A 20,831-nucleotide genomic window follows, 5' to 3' on the forward strand; every position below is an offset into this window, starting at 1 on the left:
TCTAGTTGCCGCCGCGGCCGATGTCGAAGAGGTTGCCCTCCGGGTCGGCGAGGGTCGTCCATACGGCGCCGTACTCGTCGTAGTCGCCCAGCGGCTTCGCGCCCAGCGCCACGGCCCGGCCGACGTCGCCGGCGATGTCGTCGGTGTGCAGGTCGAGGTGGACGCTGTTCTTGCCCGGCGTGCGGTCGGGCACCCGGATGAACATCAGCACCGGCACGGCGCCGCTCGCGCGGCCGATCGTGGCGAAGTACTGCGACGCTCCCGGGTCCACCTCGCGGCGCAGCAGTTGTGCGTAGAACCCGGCCAGCGCCGCGGCGTCGCCGCTGCAGTCGACGGTGACGTGGGCGATCCTCAGTTCGGACATTGCTCCCTACCTCCTATTTATGGTGATAAGTCCGACATATCTGGACGCGTCAGCGGCCGGATATGTCGCCTCTACGGCTGTGTTCACGCCGCGGCCTACGCCACCGGCCAGCAGACCTCGGTCCGGTAGCGCTCCGGGTCGGGGGTGTGCTGCGGGCCGACCAGGTACAGCTCGACGATCGGCTCGGGCAGCGCCTCGTCGTGCGCGGCCACGTGCGCGCCGAGGGCGCCGTAGGTCAGGTCGCAGTCGGTGAAGGGGCCGGCGTGCACCGCGACCGCGTAGCGGCGGGGCGGCAGCACCAGGCTCGGGCCGGCGCCCGGTGGTACCGGCACGAACGCGACCACCTCGCCCTCGTCGTGCTCGAAGAACTCCGTCGAGTACATCGAGCCGGCCGGGCCCGCCGGGTCCAGGCCCCGCTCGGCCAGGGTCCGGTTCAGCGCCGCGAACGACTCCCGGCACCAGCCGGCGACGTCCGGGCGTGTGACCCGGGCGCCGACGTGCACGACCGGAGTCGGGGCGTGGCTGCGGTACAGCACCGTGACCGGCGGGGCCGCGTCGAGCAGCCGGCGCAGCGAGGCCACGACGTCCCGGGTGCGGGCGAGCTCCGCCTCCATCCGGTCCAGGTGCCGCGCGAGCGCCGCGGCCCGGTCGGCCTCGGCCGGCTCGGCGAGCACCGTGCGGATCTCGGCCAGGGGCATGTCGAGCCCGCGCAGCCGCCGGATGAGGTGCGCGTCGCTCACCTGGCCCGGGTGGTACCGCCGGTGCCCGGTCTCCGCGTCCACCTCGGCCGGCACCAGCAGTTCGATGTCGTGGTAGTACCGCAGCGTCTTCGCGGACAGGTGGCACAGCCGCGAGAACTCCCCGATCGGGACGCCCGTCGTCGTCATGCGAACAGTCAAACTCCTCCAGCTACTGGAATTGCAAGCCGGTTCGCCCGCGGGAGCGCGGGGATCGTCACATCCCTCGCGAGCGCCGCTCACGGATAGGCTGTTGGTCATGGAGTCCTGGACCGCACCGGCGCTGCCCACGCTGCCCCGCCCCGGAGCCGGCGTCGCGCCGCTCAACCTCTTCGACTCGGCCCGGCGCGAGATCGCGCCGGTGGAGCTCGTCGGGCGGCCCGCGACCATGTACGTCTGCGGCATCACCCCCTACGACGCCACCCACCTCGGCCACGCCGCCACGATGATCGCGTTCGACCTGGCCAACCGGGTCTGGCGCGACGCCGGCCACGAGGTCGACTACGTGCAGAACGTCACCGACGTCGACGACCCGCTGCTGGAGCGGGCCGCCCGCGACGGCGAGGACTGGGTGGTGCTCGCGATGCGGGAGACGGCGCTGTTCCGCGAGGACATGGAGGCGCTGCGGATCATCCCGCCGAAGCGGTACGTCGGGGCGGTCGAGTCGATCCCGCAGATCGCTCGCAAGGTGTCGGTGCTGCTGGCCACCGGGCACGCGTACACGCTGGAGGACGGCACCGGCGACGTGTACTTCTCCATCGCCACCGCGCCCGGCTTCGGCGGCGAGTCCAACCTGTCCCGCACCGAGATGCTGCGCCTGGCCGCCGAGCGCGGTGGCGACCCCCAGCGGCCCGGCAAGCGCGACCCGCTCGACCCGCTGCTGTGGCGCGGCCTGCGCGAGGGCGAGCCCGCCTGGGACGGCGGCGACCTCGGCCCCGGACGCCCCGGCTGGCACATCGAGTGCGCGGTCATCGCGCAGAGCCTGCTCGGCGACACCATCGACGTGCAGGGCGGCGGCAACGACCTGCTCTTCCCGCACCACGAGTGTTCCGCCGCACACGCCGAGGCGCTGTCGGGCAAGACACCGTTCGCGACGCATTACGTGCACGCCGGCATGATCGGCCTCGACGGCGAGAAGATGTCCAAGAGCAAGGGCAACCTGGTCTTCGTGTCGCGGCTGCGGGCCGACGGCGTCGACCCGATGGCGGTGCGTCTCGCCCTGCTCGCCGACCACTACCGCAACGACCGGCAGTGGACCGACGACGTGCTCAAGGGCGGCCAGCAGCGGCTGTCGCGCTGGCGGGACGCGGCCCGGGCGGGCATCGGCCCGTCGGGCGCCGAGCTCGTCGCCCAGCTGCGCGAGCGCCTGAACGACGACCTCGACGCCCCCGGCGCGCTCGCCGCCGTCGACGCGTGGGTCGACGCGACGCTCGCCGACGCGGGCGACGACCGCGAGGCCCCGGCCCTGATGGCCGGCGCGGTCGACGCCCTGCTCGGCGTGAAGCTCTAGACGGAGGCACCCACCGGCTCTTCGGCGCCGGCCACTCGTCGGACGGTGGCCGGCGGCGGAGTCGTCCGCACCGGATCCGCCGCGCGACTCAGCCGGGCTGAGCGACGCTGCCCAGGTGCTCGGCGAGGCGGGCCGTCGCCGGCGGGTCGGGCGGCACCCCGTACGCCGCCACGCTCACCCGCCGCTCGCCGCCGGTCAGCGGGGTGGTCGCCACCGCGTCCGAGCGGTGCGCGCGCAGTGCCAGGTCGGGCAGGATCGTCACGCCGAGCCCGGCCGCGACGAGCGCCTGCACGGCGACGTAGTCGTCGGTGGTGAACGCGATGTCGGGGACGAATCCGGCGGCGGCGCACCGGCGCACCAGGCTCTCCCGGCACCGCTCGCACCCGGCGATCCAGCGGGTCCGGGCGAACGAGGCCAGCTCGCCCTCCTGCCCGGGCCGGGTGACCAGGTGCAGCGGCTCGTCGAACAGCGGCGTGAGCCGGAAGGTGTCCTCGCGCGGCGGCGCGTAGTCGAACACGACGGCCAGGTCGGCCTCGCCGGCCCGCAGCAGCCGCAGCGCCTCCGGCGGCTCGGCCTCGACGAACTGCAGTTCCACGTCCGGGTGCGCGGCGGCGAAGCGGGCCGCGGCGAGCGGCACGAACGAGCCCAGCGCCGACGGGAACGCGGCCAGGCGCACCCGGCCGGCGCGCAGGCCGCTGTGCTCGGCCAGCTCCGCCTCGGCGGCGTCGAGCCGGCCCAGGATCTCCTCCGCCCGCTCGGCCAGCAGCCGGCCCGCCGGGGTGAGCCGCACGCCGCGGCCCACCCGCTGCACGAGCTGCGCGCCGGTCTCCGCCTCGAGGCGGGCCAGGTGGTGGCTGACCGACGGCTGCGCGTAGTGCAGCGCGTCGGCGGCGGCGGTCACCGAGCCGTGCCGAGCCACCGCGACGAGCACCCGCAGCCGGGTCACGTCCAGCATGGGGCCAACGTATCAGTACGACCTATGGGTTTGGAAGAAACTCGGCACTGGTTCTATGGGTCGCGGTACGGCACCGTGACCCCATGCTCACGATGAACGACGTGCTGCGGGCCCGACGAGTCCTCGCGCGGCACCTGCCGCCCACCCCGTCCTGGTCGTACCCGCTGCTGGACGAGGTGGCCGGGCGCCGCCTGGTGGTCAAGCACGAGAACGCCCAGCCGACCGGGGCGTTCAAGGTCCGCGGCGCGCTCAACCTGCTCGCGTGCCTCGACGAGCCCGCGGACGGGTCCACGGACGAGCCCGTGGTCACCTACTCCACCGGCAACCATGCGCGGGCGATCGCGTACGCGGCCCGCGAGTACGGGCGCCGGGCCACGGTCGTCATGCCCGCCGCCGCGCCCGAGCTCAAGGTCCGGGCGGTCGAGGCGCTCGGCGCGACGGTGCTGCGCCACGGTCGCAACATGGCCGACGCCGAGGCGCTCGCCCAGACCCTGCCCGGCCGCCTGGTGAGCCCCGGCGACGAACCGGAGCTCATCGCCGGGGTCGCCACCGCCTACCTCGAGCTCTTCGAGCGCCACCCCGGCCTCGACACCGTCGTCGTGCCCGTCGGCTCCGGCACCGGCGCGGCCGCCGCCTGCCTGGTCGCCGCCGCGCTCGTGCCCGGCTGCCGGGTGATCGGCGTACAGTCCGCCGCCGCGCCGGCCGCGCACGACTCGTGGCGGGCGGGGGAGTGCGTGCACCGCGACAACCGCACCCGCGTCGACGGCCTGGCCACCGGGCGCGGCTTCGCCGGGCCGCAGGCGATCCTGCGGGAGCGGCTGGCCGACTTCGTCCTCGTCGCCGACGACGCCATCGACGAGGCCCGCCGGCTGCTGGCCGGGCGCGCCGGTACGCAGGCCGAGGGGGCCGGCGCGGCGGCGCTCGCCGCGGTGCTCGCCCGGCCCGAGCTGATGGGCTCCGCCGTGGGGGTGGTGGTGACCGGGGCCAACGCCACCGAATTGGAGCTTGCCCGTTAGGCGCTCGTTTCCTACCGTTCGCCGATTCGTGGCCCGGACGGGCCCGGCTCGCGGCGGGGATCCGGTTACGTCGATCGATACGGGCCTGCCGCCCAGGCCCGAAGCCCCCTTTGAAGGAGAGGTCTGCCATGGCCGGTCCTGACGAGCCGAACACCCCCCGGGCGGGTGACCGCAGTCCCTGGAACTGGCTGCTGTTCATCCCGATCGTCGTGCCGCTGCTCACCTTCCTGTACAACGCCGACGGACCCCGCATCCTCGGCTTCCCCCGGTTCTACTGGCTGCAACTGGCCATGATCATCCTGGGCGTGGGCACCACCACGCTCGTCTACCGGATGACGAAGCGGCGGTGAGCGGCCATGTGGCGTGAGCACGAGCTCGAGATCACCATCTTCGTCGTCCTGTTCCTCGCCGTCAGCGCGGTCGGCTTCGTCGCCGCCCGCTGGCGCCGGCCGGACACCCTGGCCCACCTCGACGAGTGGGGCCTCGGCGGGCGCAGCTTCGGCGGGTGGGTCACCTGGTTCCTCGTCGGCGGCGACCTGTACACCGCGTACACGTTCGTCGCCGTGCCGGCGCTGCTGTTCGCCTCCGGCGCCGCCGGGTTCTTCGCCGTGCCGTACACCGTCATCATCTATCCGCTGGTGTTCCTCGTGCTGGTGCGGATGTGGTCGGTGTCGCACCGGCACGGGTTCGTCACCCCGGCCGACTTCGTGCGGGCGCGGTTCCAGTCGCCGACCCTGGCGCTGCTGATCGCGATCACCGGGATCGTGGCGACGATGCCGTACATCGCCCTGCAGCTCGTCGGCATCGAGTCGGTGCTCAAGACGATGGGCCTCACCGGGTCGGGCGCGCTGGCCCGGCACCTGCCGATCATCATCGCGTTCGCGATCCTGGCCGCCTACACGTACTCCAGCGGCCTGCGCGCTCCGGCGCTGATCGCGTTCGTCAAGGACATCCTCATCTACGTCGTCATCCTCGTCGCGGTGTTCTACCTGCCGGCGAAGCTGGGCGGCTGGGGCGCGATCTTCGACGCCGCCGACGCGAAGTTCGCCAAGACACCCTCGACCGCCGACGGCATCCTGCTCAACGCCAACAACCAGGTGCAGTACTTCACCCTGGCCCTGGGCTCGGCCCTGGCGCTGTTCCTGTACCCGCACAGCCTCACCGGCGTGCTGGCCAGCAAGAACCGCGACGTCATCAAGCGCAACATGTCGGCGCTGCCGGCGTACTCGCTGCTGCTGGGCCTCATCGCCCTGCTCGGCTACGCCGCGATCGCCGCCGGCGTCACCCCGCTGAAGAACGCCAACGGCAGCAACGACAACAACACCGTGGTACCGCTGCTGTTCGACAAGCTCTTCCCGGACTGGTTCGCCGGCGTCGCCTACGCCGCCATCGGCATCGGCGCGCTGGTGCCGGCGGCGATCATGTCCATCGCTGCGGCGAACCTGTTCACCCGCAACATCTACCGGGAGTACCTCAAGCGCGACGCCACCCCGGCCCAGGAGGCCCAGGCGTCGAAGCTGATGTCGCTGCTGGTGAAGTTCGGTGCGCTGGTCTTCGTGGTCTTCGTCGATCCGCAGTTCTCCATCGACCTGCAGCTCATCGGCGGCGTCATCATCCTGCAGACGCTGCCCGCGGTCGCCCTGGGCCTGTTCACCCGGTGGTTGCACCGCAGCGCGCTCATCGCCGGCTGGGTCGCCGGCATGGGCCTGGGCCTGTGGATGCTGTACCAGATCCCGAACGCGGCCACGAAGCGCGCCCACTTCGGCGGCTCGGCGTTCGCGCTCAGCGAGTGGGGCCTCGACACGAAGAAGACCATCTACGTCGGCTTCGTCGCCGTCGTGGTCAATCTCGCGGTCGCGGCGATCCTGACGCTGATCCTGCGGGCCGCGGCGGTCTCCGACGGCGGCGACGACACCACACCGGACGACTACTTCGCCGACGAGGGCGACCCACGGCTGTCCGACGCGCCGGCCTCCCCGGCCCCGGCGCCGGCCGCGCCCGACCCGATCACCTGAGCGGTCCGTACCCGGGCGACGGCCACGATCCCGCCGGGGTTGTGGCCGTCGCGCCGGTCAGGCCTGGGCGGGCAGATACCAGCCGTACGGGCTGGGCAGCGACCCGCTGAGGCGGGCCGGCAGGTAGTGCCGCCCGAACAGCTCGGCGACCAGGTCGGCGCGGCTGGAGACGGCCAGCTTGGACATGATCGACTTGAGGTGGTCGCCGACGGTGTGCACGCCGATGCCCAGCGCCCGCGCGATCTGCGCGTTGGAGCGGCCGTGCAGCACCAGCTCGGTGACCTCCCGTTCCCGGCCGGTGAGCGCATAGGCCCGCACCAGCACGTCGGCGAGGTGCGTCTGCCGGGCCGGTTCGATGACGACGGCGACGTGACCTGAGTCCCCGCTGAGCACGGACGCGTGCAGCAGCAGCCAGCCGCCGCCGCGGCGGGGCAGGCGCCCTTGAGCCGGCATCAGAGCGGGCGTCGCGCCCCCGTCGCCCGACCCGGCCGCCCGGGCCATGGCGGCCACCGAACGCACGGCGCTGGGCAGCGCGCCCGGGCTGTCCATCTCCGCCAGCCAGCGCTGCGCGGCGGCGCTGCCGGAGGTGACGGCGCCGGCGGCGTCGACGACGAGGACACCCGGCGGCTCGGGGAGCCCCGGCGCGGCACCCGCCGCGGCCTGCAGCAGGCAGCGGCGCAGCCCGTCGCCGACGATCGGCCCGAGCGCGGCGAGCAGCTGCGCGTCGGCGCGGGTGAACGGCTCGCCGCCCAGCCGGTATCCGACGAACGTGCCCCAGCACTCGTTGCGGTCGGTGAAGACGGCCCGCAGCTCGTCGGTCACGCCGAGGCCGGCCAGCAGTCGCCGCCAGCGCGGCGAGCGCGTCAGGTCGCCGCCGGTGGCCTCGTGCAGGCCGGCCGCGACGGTGCCCTCGGCGAAGAGGGCCGCGAACGTGTTCACGTCCGGCTCGCCGAACTCCAGGTCGAACAGCCGCTGCTCCAGCGCGTGGTCCTCGTCACGTCCGACGAGCACGCAGCTGGTGAACAGCAGGGTCGCCGGGTCGGTGGTCGACCAGGCGGCCAGGTCCCAGCCGATCTCGGCGCGCAGCACGGCGTCGAGCTGCGTGCGGTACGCCGTCAGGTCGAGCCCGAGATGCGACAGGCGCAGCACGGCCCGCCGCGTCCTGTCCAGGGCCTGCAGGGCCGTGGTCCGCATGGGATGAATCTAGCCGCCGCGGCCGCCCCGTCGTCCCCCCGAATTCCGGGGATGGCCCGGGGGTCCGCCGCGTTTCTAGCGTGGTCGCCATGACAAACGCACCGATCACTCAGGACAACCACAGCGACACCGATACCGTCGAGCGCAACAAGCGCAACATGCGCCGCATCTACGAGGTGATCATCGACCAGGGCCGGGCCGACCTCATCGACGAGCACTTCACCCCCGGCCTGGTGAACCACACGGCGCCCGAGGCGTTGCGCAACGGCACCGGGGCGATCGTGGGGCTGGTCAGCATGCTGCGCACCGCGTTCCCCGACTGCCGCACCGAGATCGAGGAGCTGGCCGGCGCGGGCGACGTGGTGGTGATGCGCAACTGGTTCTCCGGCACGCACCTGGGCCCGTTCCTGGGCAACGCGCCCACCGGCCGCACCTTCCGGTTCCGCCAGATGCACTGGATGCGCTTCGACGCCGACGGCCGCGTCACCGACCACTGGGGCGTGCGCGACGACGTCGCCCACCTGCAGCAGCTCGGGCTGATCGACCAGCCGCCCGCGGGCGAATGACCCGGGGCTGACCCAGGACTGACCCGGGGCTAACCCAGGGTCAGGCCCGGTTCGTCGTCGGGGAGGCCGGGGCGCGGGGCCGGGATGCGGTACTCCTCGGTGAGCGAGGTCATCGGCCCCGGCCACGCCGCCTGGGCGACCTCGATCGGCTTGTGGTCCTCGTCGTAGGCGACGTGCAGCAGCACCAGCACCGGCGTGTCCGGGCGGATCTGCAGCAGCTCCGCCTCCTCGCGGGTGGGCAGCCGGGCGCTGACCTGGTCGCGGGCGCTGGTGTAGCGGCGGCCGAGCTCCTCCTCGACCTCCTGGTACAGCGGCCGGTCGAACACGTCGGGCCGCTCGATCGACGTGCCGCGCACGTCGTTGGGCCGGAACCACGACGCCCCGACCTCGACCGGAGCGTCACCGGTCCGGACCAGGTGGCGCCGCACGAGCAGCGGCGCCCCGGCGTCCAGCCCGAACGCCTCGGCCACGTCGGCCGGCGCCGGCATCTGCGCGACGATCATCAGATGCTGCCGGTACCGCGCGGCGAGCTCCGCGTGGTAGCCGCGCTGCGCGCCGTACCGCCCGCGGGAGAGCCGGTTCATCCGCCGCTTGGTCCCGCGCACGAATGTCCCCGACCCCGGCCGCGTGATGAGCAGCCCCTCGATGCGCAGCTGGTCGATGGTGCGCTGCACGGTCTGCTTGGCCACCCCGAACTGTGCGGCGAGCGCGGGGATGGAGGGCAGCCGCTCCCCGGGCGCCCAGTCCCCGCGCTGAATCTGCGCCCGCAGCTGAGCCCCGATCTGCCGGTGCGGAAACTCGGCAGCCCCCGGATTGATCGTCATACCACGAAACCTAGCCTCCTAGGAAGCCCTGCGCAACGAGGGACTGTGTAAGAAGTGGCCGCGATAGCAGCCACTTTTTACACAGTTACGCGGGTGGGCTACCAGGCGCCGGTTGCGGAGGGGCCGGCCTGGCCGCCGCGGCGGCGCAGGTACTTCTCGAACTCCTGCGCGATCTCGTCGCCGGTCAGCGGCTGCAGGCCCGCGTCGCCCGAGCGCTCCTCGAGCTCGCGGACGTATTCGGCCAGCTCGGCGTCCTGTTCGGCGGCCTGCTTGAGCCGCTCCTCCCACTCCGACGCCTGCTTGGCCAGGTCGCCGGTGGGGACGGGCAGGTCCAGGATCTCCTCGACGCGGTGCAGCAGGGCCAGGGTGGCCTTCGGGCACGGCGGGTTGTTCGCGTAGTGCGGCACGTGCACCCAGAACGACACCGCCTCGAGGTCGGCGCGCACGCACGCGTCGTGCAGCACGCCCACGATGCCGGTGGGGCCCTCGTAGCGGGTCGGGATGAGGCCCAGCCGCTCCGCCGCCTCGGGCGACGAGCGGGGCGGGGCGGAGCCGCTGACCGGCAGCGGGCGAGTGTACGGCACGTCGGCCAGCAGCGCGCCCAGCAGCACGATCCGGTTGACCTCCAGGCTGTGGCACACCTCGAGGACCTCGTCGCAGAAGGTGCGCCAGCGCATGCTCGGCTCGATGCCGCGGATGAGCACGATGTCGCGTTCGGAGTCCGGCGGGCTGGCCACCGCGAAGCGGGTCGTCGGCCACTCGATGCGCCTGGTCTCGCCGTCGGACATCAGTACCGTCGGGCGGTTGACCTGGAAGTCGTAGAAGTCCTCCGGGTCGAGCGAGGCGATCGTCTCGGCACCCCACTCCTGCTCGAGATGCTCGACGACGGCGGTCGACGCGTCGGCAGCGTCGTTCCACCCTTCGAACGCGGCAATCGCGACAGGGGAGCGCAGCACGGGCAGGCCGTCGAACTCGGTCACGGTCCCAGCCTACGTGCAGGGGCGCGAGATGGCTTGCCGGCCGCGCGGGTGCCGACCATCCGGACCATATCGGGACCATATCGGAGTGAATACGATAGGCGACCGGTTCGGGGTGATCTGTCACGCCCCGGAGAAGGGCTCGCAAGATCTCTCGGTAGCATCCGGGAATGCGAAACGGACGCAGGTCCTGGCTGGTCGCCTTCACGGCCTTCTTCCTGGTGTTCGGCGCGTGGTGTTTCGCCGCGCCGTTCGACGGGCCCGCGGACGAGGTGCAGCACACCATCCGGGCGGCCGGGGTCGCGTCGTTGGACCCGGGACAGATCTTCGCCCGCCCGGCCGTCGTGCCCGACGCGTTCGGGCGCCCGGGCATGGGCGCCTATCAGCGGGTACCCGTCGGCATGGACGCCCACGCGATGTGCTTCGGCCCGCGCCCGAAGGTGTCCGCGGCCTGCGCGGCGGGGCTCAAGGGCGGCCCGATCGGCGAGGTGAGCACCAGCGCCGGGCGGTACAACCCGCTGTACTACCTCGTGGTGGGCCCGCCGCTGCGCTGGTGGCCCAACTGGGGCGGCCTGGTCACGGCCCGGCTGATCAGCGCGGCGCTGTGCGCGGCGCTGCTGGCCTCGGCGTTCGTGTCGCTGCTGCGCTGGTCGCGCTTCGGCCTCGGCGCCGCGGCGCTGCTGGCGGTGGCCACCCCCATGCTGGCCCACCTGGCCGGCGGCGTGAACCCCAACTCCGTGGAGATCGCGGCCGGGATCGCGTTCTTCGCGGCGGGCATACCGCTGCTGCTGGAGCCGCCTGACCTGGTCGGCAAGAAGCCGCTGGTCACGCTGCTGGGCATCAGCGCGGTGCTGCTGCTCACGCTACGCTCGGCCGGCCCCGCGTGGTTCGCGTTCGCATTCTTCGCCCTCGCGATTCCGGTGCGCTGGAAGTGGCTGCGCGAGTACTGGAAGCTGCTGCGGGTGAAGCTGTGGACCGGCGGTGTGATCCTCGCCGCCGTGCTGTCGGCCGCCTGGATCGTCGGGATGAAGACCGGCGAGCTCGTGCCGCCGCCGCCCGGGCTGTGGAACTACCGCTTCGGCGAGGCGGTGGCGATCTACATCGACAGCTGGTGGGTGTACATCCAGGGCATGATCGGCGTCGCCGGCTGGTTCGACGTCGTGATGTGGCAGCCGGTGTACGCGATCTGGGCGATGCTCGTCGGCGGCCTGGTCTTCTTCGGCGCGATCTTCGGCGACTGGACGGTGCGCTGGCGGTACCTGGTCATCCTGCTGGGCGGCGTGGCGCTGCCCGGCGTCCTGCAGATCACCCAGGCCAACCAGACCGGGTTCATCACCGCCGGGCGGTACATGCTGCCGCTGCTGGCCGGCCTGCCGCTGCTGGCGGCGTGGACGCTGGAGCGGCGGCTGCTGGACGCGGCGGGCGCCCGCAGCCTGGCCCGCACGTTCGTGGTGTTCCTGCTGCCGGTGCACCTCGTGCTGCTGGTGTGGGCGATGGTGCGCTGGCAGCGCGGCCTGCCGGGCAACGCCGGCCTCGGCTGGTTCAACCCCCTCGCCGGCAACTGGCACCCGCCGACCGGCTCGGTGACCCCACTGGTGATCATGGTGGCGGCGCTCGTCTTCACCGCCGTGGTGTTCTGGCGGGTACCGCACGACGAGGCCCCGGTGGCGCCGCCACCCGCTCCGCAGGAGGTGCCGGGGGGCACGCCGGGCGTCAAAGGTGCCGACGTGACGAGCGAGCTTCCCAGTCAGAGAGAGATCGGTTCCGATACGTGGCGCGAATCGCGTCTCCCAGGGGCAGAAGCCACTCCCGGATCCCGATAGCCTTTGGGGTATGGCGGATCTACTGAAGACGCTCGCTGAGCGGGTGCTCCTCGCCGACGGCGCGATGGGCACCATGCTGCAGGCGGCCGACCTCACCCTCGACGATTTCGAGGGGCACGAGGGCTGCAACGAGGTCCTCAACGTGACACGGCCGGACGTCGTCCGGGGTGTGCACGAGGAGTATTTCGCGGCTGGTTCCGACGCCGTGGAGACGAACACGTTCGGCGCGAACCTGGCCAACCTCGGCGAGTACGGCATCGAGTCGCGGATCCGCGAGCTGTCCGAGGCCGGCGCGCGGCTGGCCCGGGAGGCGGCCGACGCGCACAGCACGCCGGAGCGGCCCCGGTTCGTGCTCGGCTCGATCGGCCCCGGCACGAAGCTGCCGACGCTCGGGCACGCGCCGTTCGCCGCGCTGCGCGACGCCTACTCCGACAACGCCGCGGGCCTCATCGACGGCGGCGCCGACGCGCTGATCATCGAGACCTGTCAGGACCTGCTGCAGACGAAGGCCGCCATCATCGGCGCCCAGCGCGCCATGTCCGCGGCCGGCCGGGTCGTGCCGATCATCACGCACGTCACGGTCGAGACGACCGGCACGATGCTGCTGGGCTCGGAGATCGGCGCGGCGCTCACCGCCCTGGAGCCGCTGGGCATCGATCTCATCGGGCTCAACTGCGCCACCGGTCCCGCCGAGATGAGCGAGCACCTGCGATACCTCGCCCAGCACGCGAAGGTGCCGGTCTCCGTGATGCCCAACGCGGGCCTGCCGCAGCTGACCGCGAACGGGGCCTACTATCCGCTGACCCCGGACGAGCTGGCGGAGGCGCTGCAGCGCTTCGTCCTGGAGTACGGTGCGGGGCTCGTCGGCGGGTGCTGCGGTACGACACCGGCCCACATCAGCGCCGTCGCGCAGCGCCTCGGCCGTCAGGCCCCGGTGGCCCGCGCCCCGCAGGTCGAGCCCGGCATCGCCAGCATCTACCACCACGTGCCCTTCCACCAGGACGCCAGCGTGCTCATGGTCGGCGAGCGCACCAACGCCAACGGATCGAAGGCGTTCCGGGACGCGATGCTCGCCGGTGACTACCAGACCTGCCTGGAGATCGCCCGGCAGCAGGCCCGCGACGGCTCGCACATGCTCGACCTCAACGTCGACTACGTCGGCCGCGACGGCGCGCAGGACATGCGGGAGCTGGCCGGCCGGTTCGCCACCGCCTCGACGCTGCCGATCATGCTGGACTCGACCGAGCCCGAGGTCATCTCGGCCGGCCTGGAGATGCTCGGCGGGCGCTGCATCGTCAACTCGGTCAACTTCGAGGACGGCGACGGCCCCGGCTCCCGGTTCGCCCGGATGATGCCGCTCGTCAAGGAGCACGGCGCGGCCGTGGTGGCGCTGACCATCGACGAGGAGGGGCAGGCGCGCACCGCCGAGTGGAAGGTCCGCGTCGCGAGCCGCCTCATCGACGACCTGACCACGAAGTGGGGCATGGCGGTCGAGGACATCCTCGTGGACTGCCTGACCTTCCCGATCACGACGGGTCAGGAGGAGGTCCGGCGGGACGGCATCGAGACGATCGACTCGATCCGGGAGATTTCCCGGCTGTACCCGGGGATCAACTTCACCCTGGGCATCTCCAACGTCTCGTTCGGTATCAACCCGGCGGCCCGGCAGGTGCTCAACTCGGTCTTCCTGCACGAGTGTCAGCAGGCCGGCCTGACCAGCGCGATCGTGCACGCCTCGAAGATCCTGCCGATGAGCCGGATCCCCGACGAGCAGCGAGAGGTTGCGCTGGACCTGGTCTACGACCGCCGGCGCGAGGGCTACGACCCGCTGCAGAAGTTCATCTCGCTGTTCGAGGGCGTCGACGTCGCCTCGGCCCGCGCCTCCCGCGCGGAGGAGCTCGCCGCGCTGCCGCTGGACGAGCGGCTCAAACGGCGCATCATCGACGGCGAGCGGGCGGGCCTGGAGGCCGACCTCGACGAGGCGCTGACCGGCATGCCGGCGCTGGCCATCATCAACGACGTGCTGCTGGACGGCATGAAGACCGTCGGCGAACTGTTCGGCTCGGGCCAGATGCAGCTGCCGTTCGTGCTGCAGTCCGCCGAGGTGATGAAGGCCGCGGTCGCATACCTCGAGCCGCACATGGAGAAGTCCGACGACGACGCCGGCAAGGGCCGGATCGTGCTGGCCACGGTCAAGGGCGACGTCCACGACATCGGCAAGAACCTCGTCGACATCATCCTGTCCAACAACGGGTACGAGGTCGTCAACATCGGCATCAAGCAGCCGATCTCGGCGATCATCGAGGCCGCCGAGACCCGCCAGGCCGACGCGATCGGCATGTCCGGCCTGCTCGTCAAGTCCACGGTGATCATGAAGGAGAACCTGGAGGAGATGAACGCCCGCGGCGTGGCGGAGCGCTGGCCGGTGCTGCTCGGCGGCGCCGCGCTGACCCGCGCCTACGTCGAGGACGACCTGCGGGCGCTGTACCACGGCGACGTGCACTACGCCCGCGACGCCTTCGAGGGCCTCGCCCTGATGGACCGCGTGATGACCGCCAAGCGCGGCGGCGCGCCGGTGATCGACGCCGAGCGCGAGGCCGCCCTGGCCGCCCGCCGCGAGCGGCGCGCCCGCACCGTCGAGGTCCGCGAGGACCTGCCGTCGCTCGACGACGCGTCGGTGCGCTCCGACATCGACTTCGACGCGCCCGTGCCGGCCGCGCCGTTCTTCGGCACCCGGGTCGTCAAGGGCATCCCGCTGGCCGACTACGCGGCTCTGCTCGACGAGCGGGCCACGTTCCTGGGCCAGTGGGGCCTGCGCGGCGCCCGGGGCGGCACCGGCCCGACCTACGAGGAGCTGGTGGAGACCGAGGGGCGGCCGCGGCTGCGGTACTGGCTGGACCGCCTCGCCTCGGACCGGGTGCTCGAGGCCGCGGTCGTCTACGGGTACTTCCCCTGCTACTCCGAGGGCAATGACCTGGTCGTGCTGGACGAGAACGGCCACAGCGAACGGGCCCGGTTCTCGTTCCCGCGCCAGCGCCGCGACCGCCGCCTGTGCATCGCCGACTTCTTCAAGTCGCGTGACGCCGGCGGGCTCGACGTGATCGGGATGCAGCTGGTCACGGTCGGCCAGCCGGTCTCCGAGTACACCGCAAAGCTGTTCGCCGAGAACGCCTACCGCGACTACCTCGAGGTCCACGGCCTGTCGGTGCAGCTGACCGAGGCCCTGGCGGAGTACTGGCACAAGCGCGTCCGCGAGGAGCTCGTCCTGCCCGACGGCCGCTCCATGGTCGACGAGGACCCCGAGGACCTCGACGGCCTGCTGCGCACCGACTTCCGCGGCTGCCGGTACAGCTTCGGCTACCCGGCCTGCCCGGACCTGGAGGACCGTGCGAAGACGGTCGAACTGCTGCGCCCGGACCGCATCGGCGTGTCCCTGTCGGAGGAGTTCCAGCTCGTCCCCGAGCAGGCCACGGACGCGATCATCGTTCACCACCCGGACGCGTCCTACTTCAACGCCAAGTGACCCGGCACGGGCCGCGGGGGAGCGTCCCCGCGGCCCGTCCGGTCGGTTCCGCGGGTCAGTCCTGCACGTACGTCGACAGGAAGCGGCCGAGGCGCGTCGCCGCGTCCTCGAGGTCGGCGACCCGCGGCAGCGTGACGATCCGGAAGTGGTCCGGGTGGTGCCAGTTGAAGCCGGTGCCCTGCACGACCAGCACCTTCTCGGCCTTGAGCAGGTCGAGAGCGAAGCGCAGGTCATCCTTGATCGGGTGCAGCTCGGGGTCGATCCGGGGGAACATGTACAGCGCCCCCTTCGGCTTCACGCAGGACACGCCCGGGATCTCGTTGAGCATCTTCCAGGCCACGTCGCGCTGCTCCAGCAGCCTGCCGCCCGGCAGGATCAGGTCGTTGATGCTCTGGTAGCCGCCCAGGGCCGTCTGCACCGCGTGCTGCGTCGGCACGTTGGGGCACAGCCGCATGTTGGCCAGTATGTCGAGGCCCTCGATGTAACTCGTCGCGTGCGCCTTCGGGCCGGCCAGCACCATCCAGCCGGTGCGGAAGCCGGCCACCCGGTAGGCCTTGGACAGCCCGTTGAACGTGATCGTCAGCAGGTCGGGCGCGACGGCCGCGGTCGAGACGTGCTCGGCGCCGTCGTAGAGGATCTTGTCGTAGATCTCGTCGGAGAAGATCAGCAGGTTGTGCCGGCGGGCGACCTCGGCGATGCGCTCGAGCAGCTGCCGGGAGTACACCGCCCCGGTCGGGTTGTTCGGGTTGATGACGACGATGGCCTTCGTCCGCGGCGTCACCTTCGCCGCGATGTCCTCGACGTCGGGCATCCACTCGTTGCTCTCGTCGCACACGTAGTGCACGGGGCGGCCGCCGCACAGCGACACCGACGCGGTCCACAGCGGGTAGTCCGGCGAGGGGATGAGCACCTCGTCGCCGTTGTCCAGCAGCGCCTGCAGCGACATGACGATGAGCTCGGAGACGCCGTTGCCGAGGTACACGTCCTCGATGTCGACGCCGTACACCTCTTTCTGCTGGTAGTACTGCACCACGGCCCGGCGGGCCGACAGCAGGCCCTTCGAGTCGCCGTAGCCGTGCGCGACCGGCAGGTTGAGAATGACGTCCTGGAGGATCTCCTCCGGAGCCTCGAACCCGAACGGCGCCGGGTTGCCGATGTTGAGCTTCAGGATGTGGTGGCCGTCGGCCTCCATGCGTTTCGCGGCGGCCATGACCGGTCCGCGGATGTCGTAACAGACGTTGGCCAGTTTCGCGGACTGAGTCACCTGCATGGCAGGCACCCTACGACCCGCCGTCCAGTTCTGCGGTAACCACTTCCCACGATGTGGCTTCCGGCGCTCCCGGCCCGCTGGCCCGCCGCCGGTACGATACGCGATAGTAACGGCGGGGAGGCGCGGTGCAGGGGTTCGGCGATCTGGAAGCGGCCCTGATGGAGCTGCTGTGGCGGCGTGAGCGGCCGACCACGGTGCGTGAGGCGATGTCGGAGCTGACGTGGCATCGCGACCTGGCGTACACCACGGTGATGACGGTGCTGGACACGCTGTACCGCAAGGGCTGGCTCACCCGCGAGCCGGACGGGCGCGCCTACCGGTACTCCCCGGCGCTGACCCGCGACGAGTACGTGGCGCGCACCATGCACGACGTCCTCGTCGACAGCGGCGACCGCCTCGAGGCGCTGACGCATTTCGTCGGCCGGATGACCCTGGACGAGGCCGCCGCGCTGCGCGAGGCGCTGGCCGGCTACGAGCGGCGGATCGCCGGACGATGAGCCCGCTGCTGCTGGTCGCCTTCGCCGCCGCGCTCGCCCTCGCCGGCGCGCCGCGGCTGGCCGCCGCCGGCTGGGTGGTCCGCTCGCCCCGCCTCGGCGTGGCCGCGTGGCTGGCCCTGTCCGCGGCGATCCTGCTGTCCGGCCTGCTCGCCGGCCTGAGCCTGCTGCTGTACTGGGACTGCGCCCACGACCTGGTCGACGGCGCCTGGCACGTGTGCCTGGACGCGCTGCTGGGCCGGCACAACCGCACCGCCCGGCTCGCCGCGTTCGCGGGCCTCGCCGCCCTGCTGCTCATCGGCGCCCGCATGCTGCACAGCGCCGGGCGCCTCTACGCCGCGCACCGCACGACCCGCAGCCGCCTGCGCCTGCTCGTACGCCTGGCCGCCGGCCCGTCCCCGCTGCCCGGCGCGACGGTCGTGGCGCACCCCGAGCCGGCCGCGTACCTCGTGCCCGGCCCGCTGCTTCCCGGCCGCCGCGCCGACATCGTCATCACCACGGCCGCGCTCGACCGGCTCGCCGCCCCGGAGCTGTCCGCCGTCCTGGCCCACGAGCGCGGCCACCACGCCGGCCGGCACTACGAGGCCACCCGCTGGATGCGGATGCTCGCCCAGGCCTTCCCGTGGGCGCGCTGCTTCCGGCTGGGCCGGCAGCAGGTCGACCGTCTGGTCGAACTGTGCGCCGACGACACCGCCGCGCGCAGCGCCGCGCGGATCGACCTGGCCCGCGCCCTCGTCGCGATGGCCGGCTCCGGCCCGGGCGCCCCGCTGGCGATGCACGGCGGCGACGCCCTGGAACGCCTGCACCGGCTGCTCGCCCCGCCGGCCCCGCTGGGCGCACCGGCCCGGACCACGATCGCCGCCAGCTGCGCCCTGCTGCCGATCACCCCGATGGCGCTGGCCGTGCTCGAGCGCACCGTCGCCTGGGCCTCATTCGCCGTGCTGTGACGGCCTTCGCTGCGGCGCGTTCTCCCCGGATATGCCCGCCGCTTCGCAACGGACATATCCGACATTTCGGTTATGTGGCGAATGGAGCGCCGCGCCGGAGTGCCGACCAAGGGGAGGTGCCAGTTCCGGCGCGGCGGTACACATCGTACTACTAGGTTGGTTCGTAGTAACTGCTCAGCTTGAGGCGATCGACAGGCCGGAGTCGCCGCCGCTGATCTGCGTGCCCTGCGCGAAGTTCGTCTCGAACCGGGCGCGCAGCGCGTCGAGCTCGGAGAACTCCGCGCTGTGGGCCGACTCGCTGCCCTGTGCGGCGAACACCGAGTCGGACTCCATGGAGTCGTGGGAGTACTCGGTGTAGTCGGTCGACTCGAAGTGGCTGCCGTCCGCGCCGGTGAACTCGACGTGCCGGCCCGTCTCGAAGTCGGTCGACTCGGACGCCGAGTGGTCCTGCGCGAACACGCCGAACTGCGACTGGTAGTCCTGTTCGCTGCCGGAGGCCTGGTGCAGCTGCTCGAGCTCGGCCGACTCGTGCCCGGTCTCGAATTCTCCGTACTCGCTCATGTCGTTCGTCCTCTCAGGGTGGGGTACCGATGCGGAGAACACTACTAGTCAGCCTCGTAGATAAGCCTCCCCGATTCGTGCCAGCACGGCGTCGACTACGAGGGTGGGTCGTATGTAGCGGTCGGTCCGGCGGAGTGGATACGGTCGGCGGGTGCGATTGGTGATCATTGGGGCCGGTGCGGTCGGGGGTGTGGTCGCCGGGCGGCTCGACCGGGCCGGCGCGGAGGTCGCGGTGGTCGCGCGCGGCGCGCACCTCGAGGTGATCCGGCGCGACGGGCTGCTGCTGCGGGAGGCGGGCGGGGACTCCGTGCACCGGATCCCGGCGTACGCGGGGCCGGAAGCGGTCGACTGGCGCGACGGCGACGTCGCGGTGCTGGCGGTCAAGAGCAACGACACCCACGATGTGCTGGAGCGGCTGCCCCTCGGGGTGCCGGTCGTCTGCCTGCAGAACGGGGTGGCCAACGAGCGGGCGGCGCTGCGGCGGTCCGGCGACGTGTACGGCGTGTGCGTCATGCTGCCGGCCACGCACCTCGCGCCGGGCGTCGTCGTGGCGCAGTGCGCGCCGGTGCCGGGGATCCTGGACATCGGCCGCATACCGGCCGGGACGGATCGGACGAGTCACGAGATCGCGGAAAGCTTCGTGAAGGCCGGGTTCCACTGCGAGGTCCGCGACGACATCATGCGCCGCAAGTACACCAAGCTGCTGCTCAACCTCGGCAACGCCGTCGAGGCCCTGTGCGGGCGGGTCGACGGGCTCGACGAGGCGACCGCGCCGGTCCGGGCCGAGGGCGAGGCGGTGCTGCGGGCCGCCGGAATCGCGTACGCCACCGCCGAGGAGGACGCCGAGCGGCGCGGGGACATCCTGCAGTGGCGGGTCGTCGCCGGGCAGGAGCGGGCCGGCGGGTCGACCTGGCAGAGCCTGGCCCGCGGCACCGGCAGCGTCGAGGCCGACTACCTCAACGGCGAGATCGTGCTGCTGGGCCGGCTGCACGGGCTGCCGGTCCCGGCGAACGAGACGGCCCGCCGTTTGGTCCTGGAGGCCGCGCACCGCCGCGCGGCCCCGGGCAGCCTGACCCCGGCCGAGTTCCTCGCCGCGATCAAGCACGAACGGTCACCCACGCGTTGATCTTGCAGTTGTGGTGCCTGGCAAATCGGGCATTCCGGGAGTGTCCCGGCACCACAACTGCAAGATCAACGGGGTGGGGGCGTGAGTTTGCGCACGGAACGATCGCTCAGCGCCGGGGACGAGCCGCCCGCTTGGCAGGATTTACGGCGTGGCGATGCAGGCGGTGCTCTTCGACATGGACGGGACCCTCGTGGACAGCGAGAAGGTCTGGGAGGTGGGCCTCAGCGAGCTCGCCGCCCACCACGGCCGGCCGCTGTCCCCGCAGGCGCGGCGCGACATGGTCGGCACCAACATGGCCGACTCGATGCGCATCCTGCACGCCGACCTCGGGCTGCCGCTCACCCGCGAGGCCATGCACGACAGTGTCGTGTGGCTCGAGGAGCGGGTCAAGGAGCTGCTGCGCGCCGGGGTGCCGTGGCGGCCGGGCGCCCGGGAGCTGCTCGCCGCGCTGCGCGCCGAGGGAGTGCCGCTCGCGCTCGTCACCGCCACCCACCGGCATCTGGTCGACGTGGCGCTGCTGACCATCGGCGCCGAGCACTTCGACGCCGTCGTGGCGGGCGACGAGGTGGACGAGACCAAGCCGCACCCGATGCCCTACCTGACCGCCGCGAAGCTGGTCGGGGCCGAGGCGCGCGACTGCGTGGCGGTCGAGGACTCGCCCAACGGTATCCGCAGCGCGCGGGCCGCGGGGTGCGCCGTGCTCGCCGTGCCGTGCGAGGTCGAGCTCGACCCCGAAGGCGTGACGCTGATCGGCTCGCTGCTGGACGTCGACGTCGACTATCTGCGCAAGCTCGTCGCCTGATGACAGCGCGGGGGGGGGGGGGGGGGCGGCGCGCCCGGCGCCGGCCCCGCCCCCCCCCCCCCCCCCCGGGGGGCCCCCCCCGCGGCGGGCCCCCCGCCCCGGGGCGCGACAGACCCCCCCCCGCCCC

19 protein-coding genes are annotated in these 20,831 nt (G+C 72.3%); 11 read left to right on the forward strand and 8 right to left on the reverse strand.

Features of this window, described 5'->3' with window-relative positions:
- Nucleotide 1: 1 nt before the first annotated feature.
- Entirely contained in the window at nucleotides 2–364 is a 363-nt protein-coding gene (locus ACGFI8_RS44915) for a VOC family protein (RefSeq protein WP_392814462.1), read from the reverse strand.
- Nucleotides 365–459: 95 nt separating this feature from the next.
- Nucleotides 460–1,251, reverse strand: coding sequence for a MerR family transcriptional regulator (locus tag ACGFI8_RS44920; RefSeq protein ID WP_392814465.1), 792 nt, complete (start codon nucleotides 1,249–1,251; stop codon nucleotides 460–462).
- 109 nt (nucleotides 1,252–1,360) lie between these two features.
- Here ACGFI8_RS44920 and mshC point away from each other — a divergent pair, with 109 nt between their 5' ends.
- Entirely contained in the window at nucleotides 1,361–2,611 is a 1,251-nt protein-coding gene (mshC, locus tag ACGFI8_RS44925; protein ID WP_392814466.1) for a cysteine--1-D-myo-inosityl 2-amino-2-deoxy-alpha-D-glucopyranoside ligase, read from the forward strand.
- An 88-nt stretch (nucleotides 2,612–2,699) separates the two neighbouring features.
- On the opposite strand, the gene ACGFI8_RS44930 is transcribed toward mshC, so the two are convergent.
- Nucleotides 2,700–3,566: a LysR family transcriptional regulator gene (locus ACGFI8_RS44930; protein WP_392814468.1), complete on the reverse strand. Its 867-nt coding sequence runs from the start codon at nucleotides 3,564–3,566 to the stop codon at nucleotides 2,700–2,702.
- Nucleotides 3,567–3,649: 83 nt separating this feature from the next.
- On the opposite strand from ACGFI8_RS44930, the gene ACGFI8_RS44935 reads away from it, so the two are divergent.
- From ACGFI8_RS44935 to mctP, 3 genes are all read left to right on the forward strand, one after another.
- Nucleotides 3,650–4,582 carry a threonine/serine dehydratase gene (locus ACGFI8_RS44935; RefSeq protein WP_392814471.1) on the forward strand — a complete coding sequence of 311 codons (933 nt, stop codon included), beginning with the start codon at nucleotides 3,650–3,652 and terminating at the stop codon, nucleotides 4,580–4,582.
- A 128-nt stretch (nucleotides 4,583–4,710) separates the two neighbouring features.
- Nucleotides 4,711–4,932 carry a DUF3311 domain-containing protein gene (locus tag ACGFI8_RS44940; protein ID WP_392814473.1) on the forward strand — a complete coding sequence of 74 codons (222 nt, stop codon included), beginning with the start codon at nucleotides 4,711–4,713 and terminating at the stop codon, nucleotides 4,930–4,932.
- A gap of 6 nt (nucleotides 4,933–4,938) precedes the next feature.
- Complete coding sequence (gene mctP, locus ACGFI8_RS44945) at nucleotides 4,939–6,597, forward strand: monocarboxylate uptake permease MctP (RefSeq protein WP_392814475.1); 1,659 nt, start codon at nucleotides 4,939–4,941, stop codon at nucleotides 6,595–6,597.
- 57 nt (nucleotides 6,598–6,654) lie between these two features.
- Here the strand turns inward: mctP and ACGFI8_RS44950 are convergent, their stop codons facing one another.
- Nucleotides 6,655–7,791: a response regulator transcription factor gene (locus tag ACGFI8_RS44950; protein WP_392814477.1), complete on the reverse strand. Its 1,137-nt coding sequence runs from the start codon at nucleotides 7,789–7,791 to the stop codon at nucleotides 6,655–6,657.
- Nucleotides 7,792–7,880: 89 nt separating this feature from the next.
- Between ACGFI8_RS44950 and ACGFI8_RS44955 the strand changes: the two genes are divergently transcribed.
- On the forward strand, nucleotides 7,881–8,357 hold the full coding sequence (locus tag ACGFI8_RS44955) for an ester cyclase (protein WP_392814479.1): 477 nt from the start codon (nucleotides 7,881–7,883) through the stop codon (nucleotides 8,355–8,357).
- 29 nt (nucleotides 8,358–8,386) lie between these two features.
- Here ACGFI8_RS44955 and ACGFI8_RS44960 read toward each other — a convergent pair whose 3' ends face one another.
- Both ACGFI8_RS44960 and ACGFI8_RS44965 read right to left on the reverse strand, forming a co-directional pair.
- Nucleotides 8,387–9,181 carry a GntR family transcriptional regulator gene (locus tag ACGFI8_RS44960; protein WP_392814481.1) on the reverse strand — a complete coding sequence of 265 codons (795 nt, stop codon included), beginning with the start codon at nucleotides 9,179–9,181 and terminating at the stop codon, nucleotides 8,387–8,389.
- 98 nt (nucleotides 9,182–9,279) lie between these two features.
- Nucleotides 9,280–10,161: a PAC2 family protein gene (locus tag ACGFI8_RS44965; RefSeq protein ID WP_392814484.1), complete on the reverse strand. Its 882-nt coding sequence runs from the start codon at nucleotides 10,159–10,161 to the stop codon at nucleotides 9,280–9,282.
- Nucleotides 10,162–10,328: 167 nt separating this feature from the next.
- On the opposite strand from ACGFI8_RS44965, the gene ACGFI8_RS44970 reads away from it, so the two are divergent.
- Nucleotides 10,329–11,981 carry a DUF2142 domain-containing protein gene (locus ACGFI8_RS44970; protein ID WP_392814488.1) on the forward strand — a complete coding sequence of 551 codons (1,653 nt, stop codon included), beginning with the start codon at nucleotides 10,329–10,331 and terminating at the stop codon, nucleotides 11,979–11,981.
- Between the two features lie 10 nt (nucleotides 11,982–11,991).
- Nucleotides 11,992–15,504 carry a methionine synthase gene (gene metH, locus ACGFI8_RS44975; protein WP_392814490.1) on the forward strand — a complete coding sequence of 1,171 codons (3,513 nt, stop codon included), beginning with the start codon at nucleotides 11,992–11,994 and terminating at the stop codon, nucleotides 15,502–15,504.
- A 55-nt stretch (nucleotides 15,505–15,559) separates the two neighbouring features.
- On the opposite strand, the gene ACGFI8_RS44980 is transcribed toward metH, so the two are convergent.
- The gene (locus ACGFI8_RS44980) at nucleotides 15,560–16,774 is read right to left on the reverse strand and encodes a pyridoxal phosphate-dependent aminotransferase (protein ID WP_392814492.1); all 1,215 of its coding nucleotides are present in this window, start codon (nucleotides 16,772–16,774) and stop codon (nucleotides 15,560–15,562) included.
- A 125-nt stretch (nucleotides 16,775–16,899) separates the two neighbouring features.
- Here ACGFI8_RS44980 and ACGFI8_RS44985 point away from each other — a divergent pair, with 125 nt between their 5' ends.
- Together ACGFI8_RS44985 and ACGFI8_RS44990 are read left to right on the forward strand one after the other, a co-directional pair.
- Nucleotides 16,900–17,271 (forward strand): BlaI/MecI/CopY family transcriptional regulator, encoded by a 372-nt coding sequence (locus ACGFI8_RS44985; protein ID WP_392814495.1) that lies wholly within the window; start codon nucleotides 16,900–16,902, stop codon nucleotides 17,269–17,271.
- Nucleotides 17,268–18,215, forward strand: a complete 948-nt coding sequence (locus ACGFI8_RS44990; protein WP_392814497.1) for a M56 family metallopeptidase — start codon at nucleotides 17,268–17,270, stop codon at nucleotides 18,213–18,215. Before ACGFI8_RS44985 ends, ACGFI8_RS44990 begins: the two co-directional genes overlap by 4 nt.
- Before the next feature lie 174 nt (nucleotides 18,216–18,389).
- Here the strand turns inward: ACGFI8_RS44990 and ACGFI8_RS44995 are convergent, their stop codons facing one another.
- A complete protein-coding gene (locus ACGFI8_RS44995) occupies nucleotides 18,390–18,776 on the reverse strand; it encodes a hypothetical protein (RefSeq protein WP_392814500.1) in 387 nt (128 codons plus the stop codon).
- 151 nt (nucleotides 18,777–18,927) lie between these two features.
- On the opposite strand from ACGFI8_RS44995, the gene ACGFI8_RS45000 reads away from it, so the two are divergent.
- Nucleotides 18,928–19,902 carry a ketopantoate reductase family protein gene (locus ACGFI8_RS45000; RefSeq protein ID WP_392814503.1) on the forward strand — a complete coding sequence of 325 codons (975 nt, stop codon included), beginning with the start codon at nucleotides 18,928–18,930 and terminating at the stop codon, nucleotides 19,900–19,902.
- A 163-nt stretch (nucleotides 19,903–20,065) separates the two neighbouring features.
- Nucleotides 20,066–20,704 (forward strand): HAD family hydrolase, encoded by a 639-nt coding sequence (locus tag ACGFI8_RS45005; RefSeq protein ID WP_392814506.1) that lies wholly within the window; start codon nucleotides 20,066–20,068, stop codon nucleotides 20,702–20,704.
- Nucleotides 20,705–20,831: the final 127 nt, after the last annotated feature.

Origin of the sequence: Dactylosporangium sp. NPDC048998 (assembly GCF_043197855.1) — a bacterium.
GTDB lineage: Bacteria > Actinomycetota > Actinomycetes > Mycobacteriales > Micromonosporaceae > Dactylosporangium.

Bases quoted from the DNA above. Each gene is read 5' to 3' on its own strand.
- ACGFI8_RS44915 (WP_392814462.1), bottom strand. From the start codon at position 364: ATGTCCGAACTGAGGATCGCCCACGTCACCGTCGACTGCAGCGGCGAC.
- ACGFI8_RS44920 (WP_392814465.1), bottom strand. From the start codon at position 1,251: ATGACGACGACGGGCGTCCCGATCGGGGAGTTCTCGCGGCTGTGCCAC.
- mshC (WP_392814466.1), top strand. From the start codon at position 1,361: ATGGAGTCCTGGACCGCACCGGCGCTGCCCACGCTGCCCCGCCCCGGA.
- ACGFI8_RS44930 (WP_392814468.1), bottom strand. From the start codon at position 3,566: ATGCTGGACGTGACCCGGCTGCGGGTGCTCGTCGCGGTGGCTCGGCAC.
- ACGFI8_RS44935 (WP_392814471.1), top strand. From the start codon at position 3,650: ATGCTCACGATGAACGACGTGCTGCGGGCCCGACGAGTCCTCGCGCGG.
- ACGFI8_RS44940 (WP_392814473.1), top strand. From the start codon at position 4,711: ATGGCCGGTCCTGACGAGCCGAACACCCCCCGGGCGGGTGACCGCAGT.
- mctP (WP_392814475.1), top strand. From the start codon at position 4,939: ATGTGGCGTGAGCACGAGCTCGAGATCACCATCTTCGTCGTCCTGTTC.
- ACGFI8_RS44950 (WP_392814477.1), bottom strand. From the start codon at position 7,791: ATGCGGACCACGGCCCTGCAGGCCCTGGACAGGACGCGGCGGGCCGTG.
- ACGFI8_RS44955 (WP_392814479.1), top strand. From the start codon at position 7,881: ATGACAAACGCACCGATCACTCAGGACAACCACAGCGACACCGATACC.
- ACGFI8_RS44960 (WP_392814481.1), bottom strand. From the start codon at position 9,181: ATGACGATCAATCCGGGGGCTGCCGAGTTTCCGCACCGGCAGATCGGG.
- ACGFI8_RS44970 (WP_392814488.1), top strand. From the start codon at position 10,329: ATGCGAAACGGACGCAGGTCCTGGCTGGTCGCCTTCACGGCCTTCTTC.
- metH (WP_392814490.1), top strand. From the start codon at position 11,992: ATGGCGGATCTACTGAAGACGCTCGCTGAGCGGGTGCTCCTCGCCGAC.
- ACGFI8_RS44980 (WP_392814492.1), bottom strand. From the start codon at position 16,774: ATGCAGGTGACTCAGTCCGCGAAACTGGCCAACGTCTGTTACGACATC.
- ACGFI8_RS44990 (WP_392814497.1), top strand. From the start codon at position 17,268: ATGAGCCCGCTGCTGCTGGTCGCCTTCGCCGCCGCGCTCGCCCTCGCC.
- ACGFI8_RS44995 (WP_392814500.1), bottom strand. From the start codon at position 18,776: ATGAGCGAGTACGGAGAATTCGAGACCGGGCACGAGTCGGCCGAGCTC.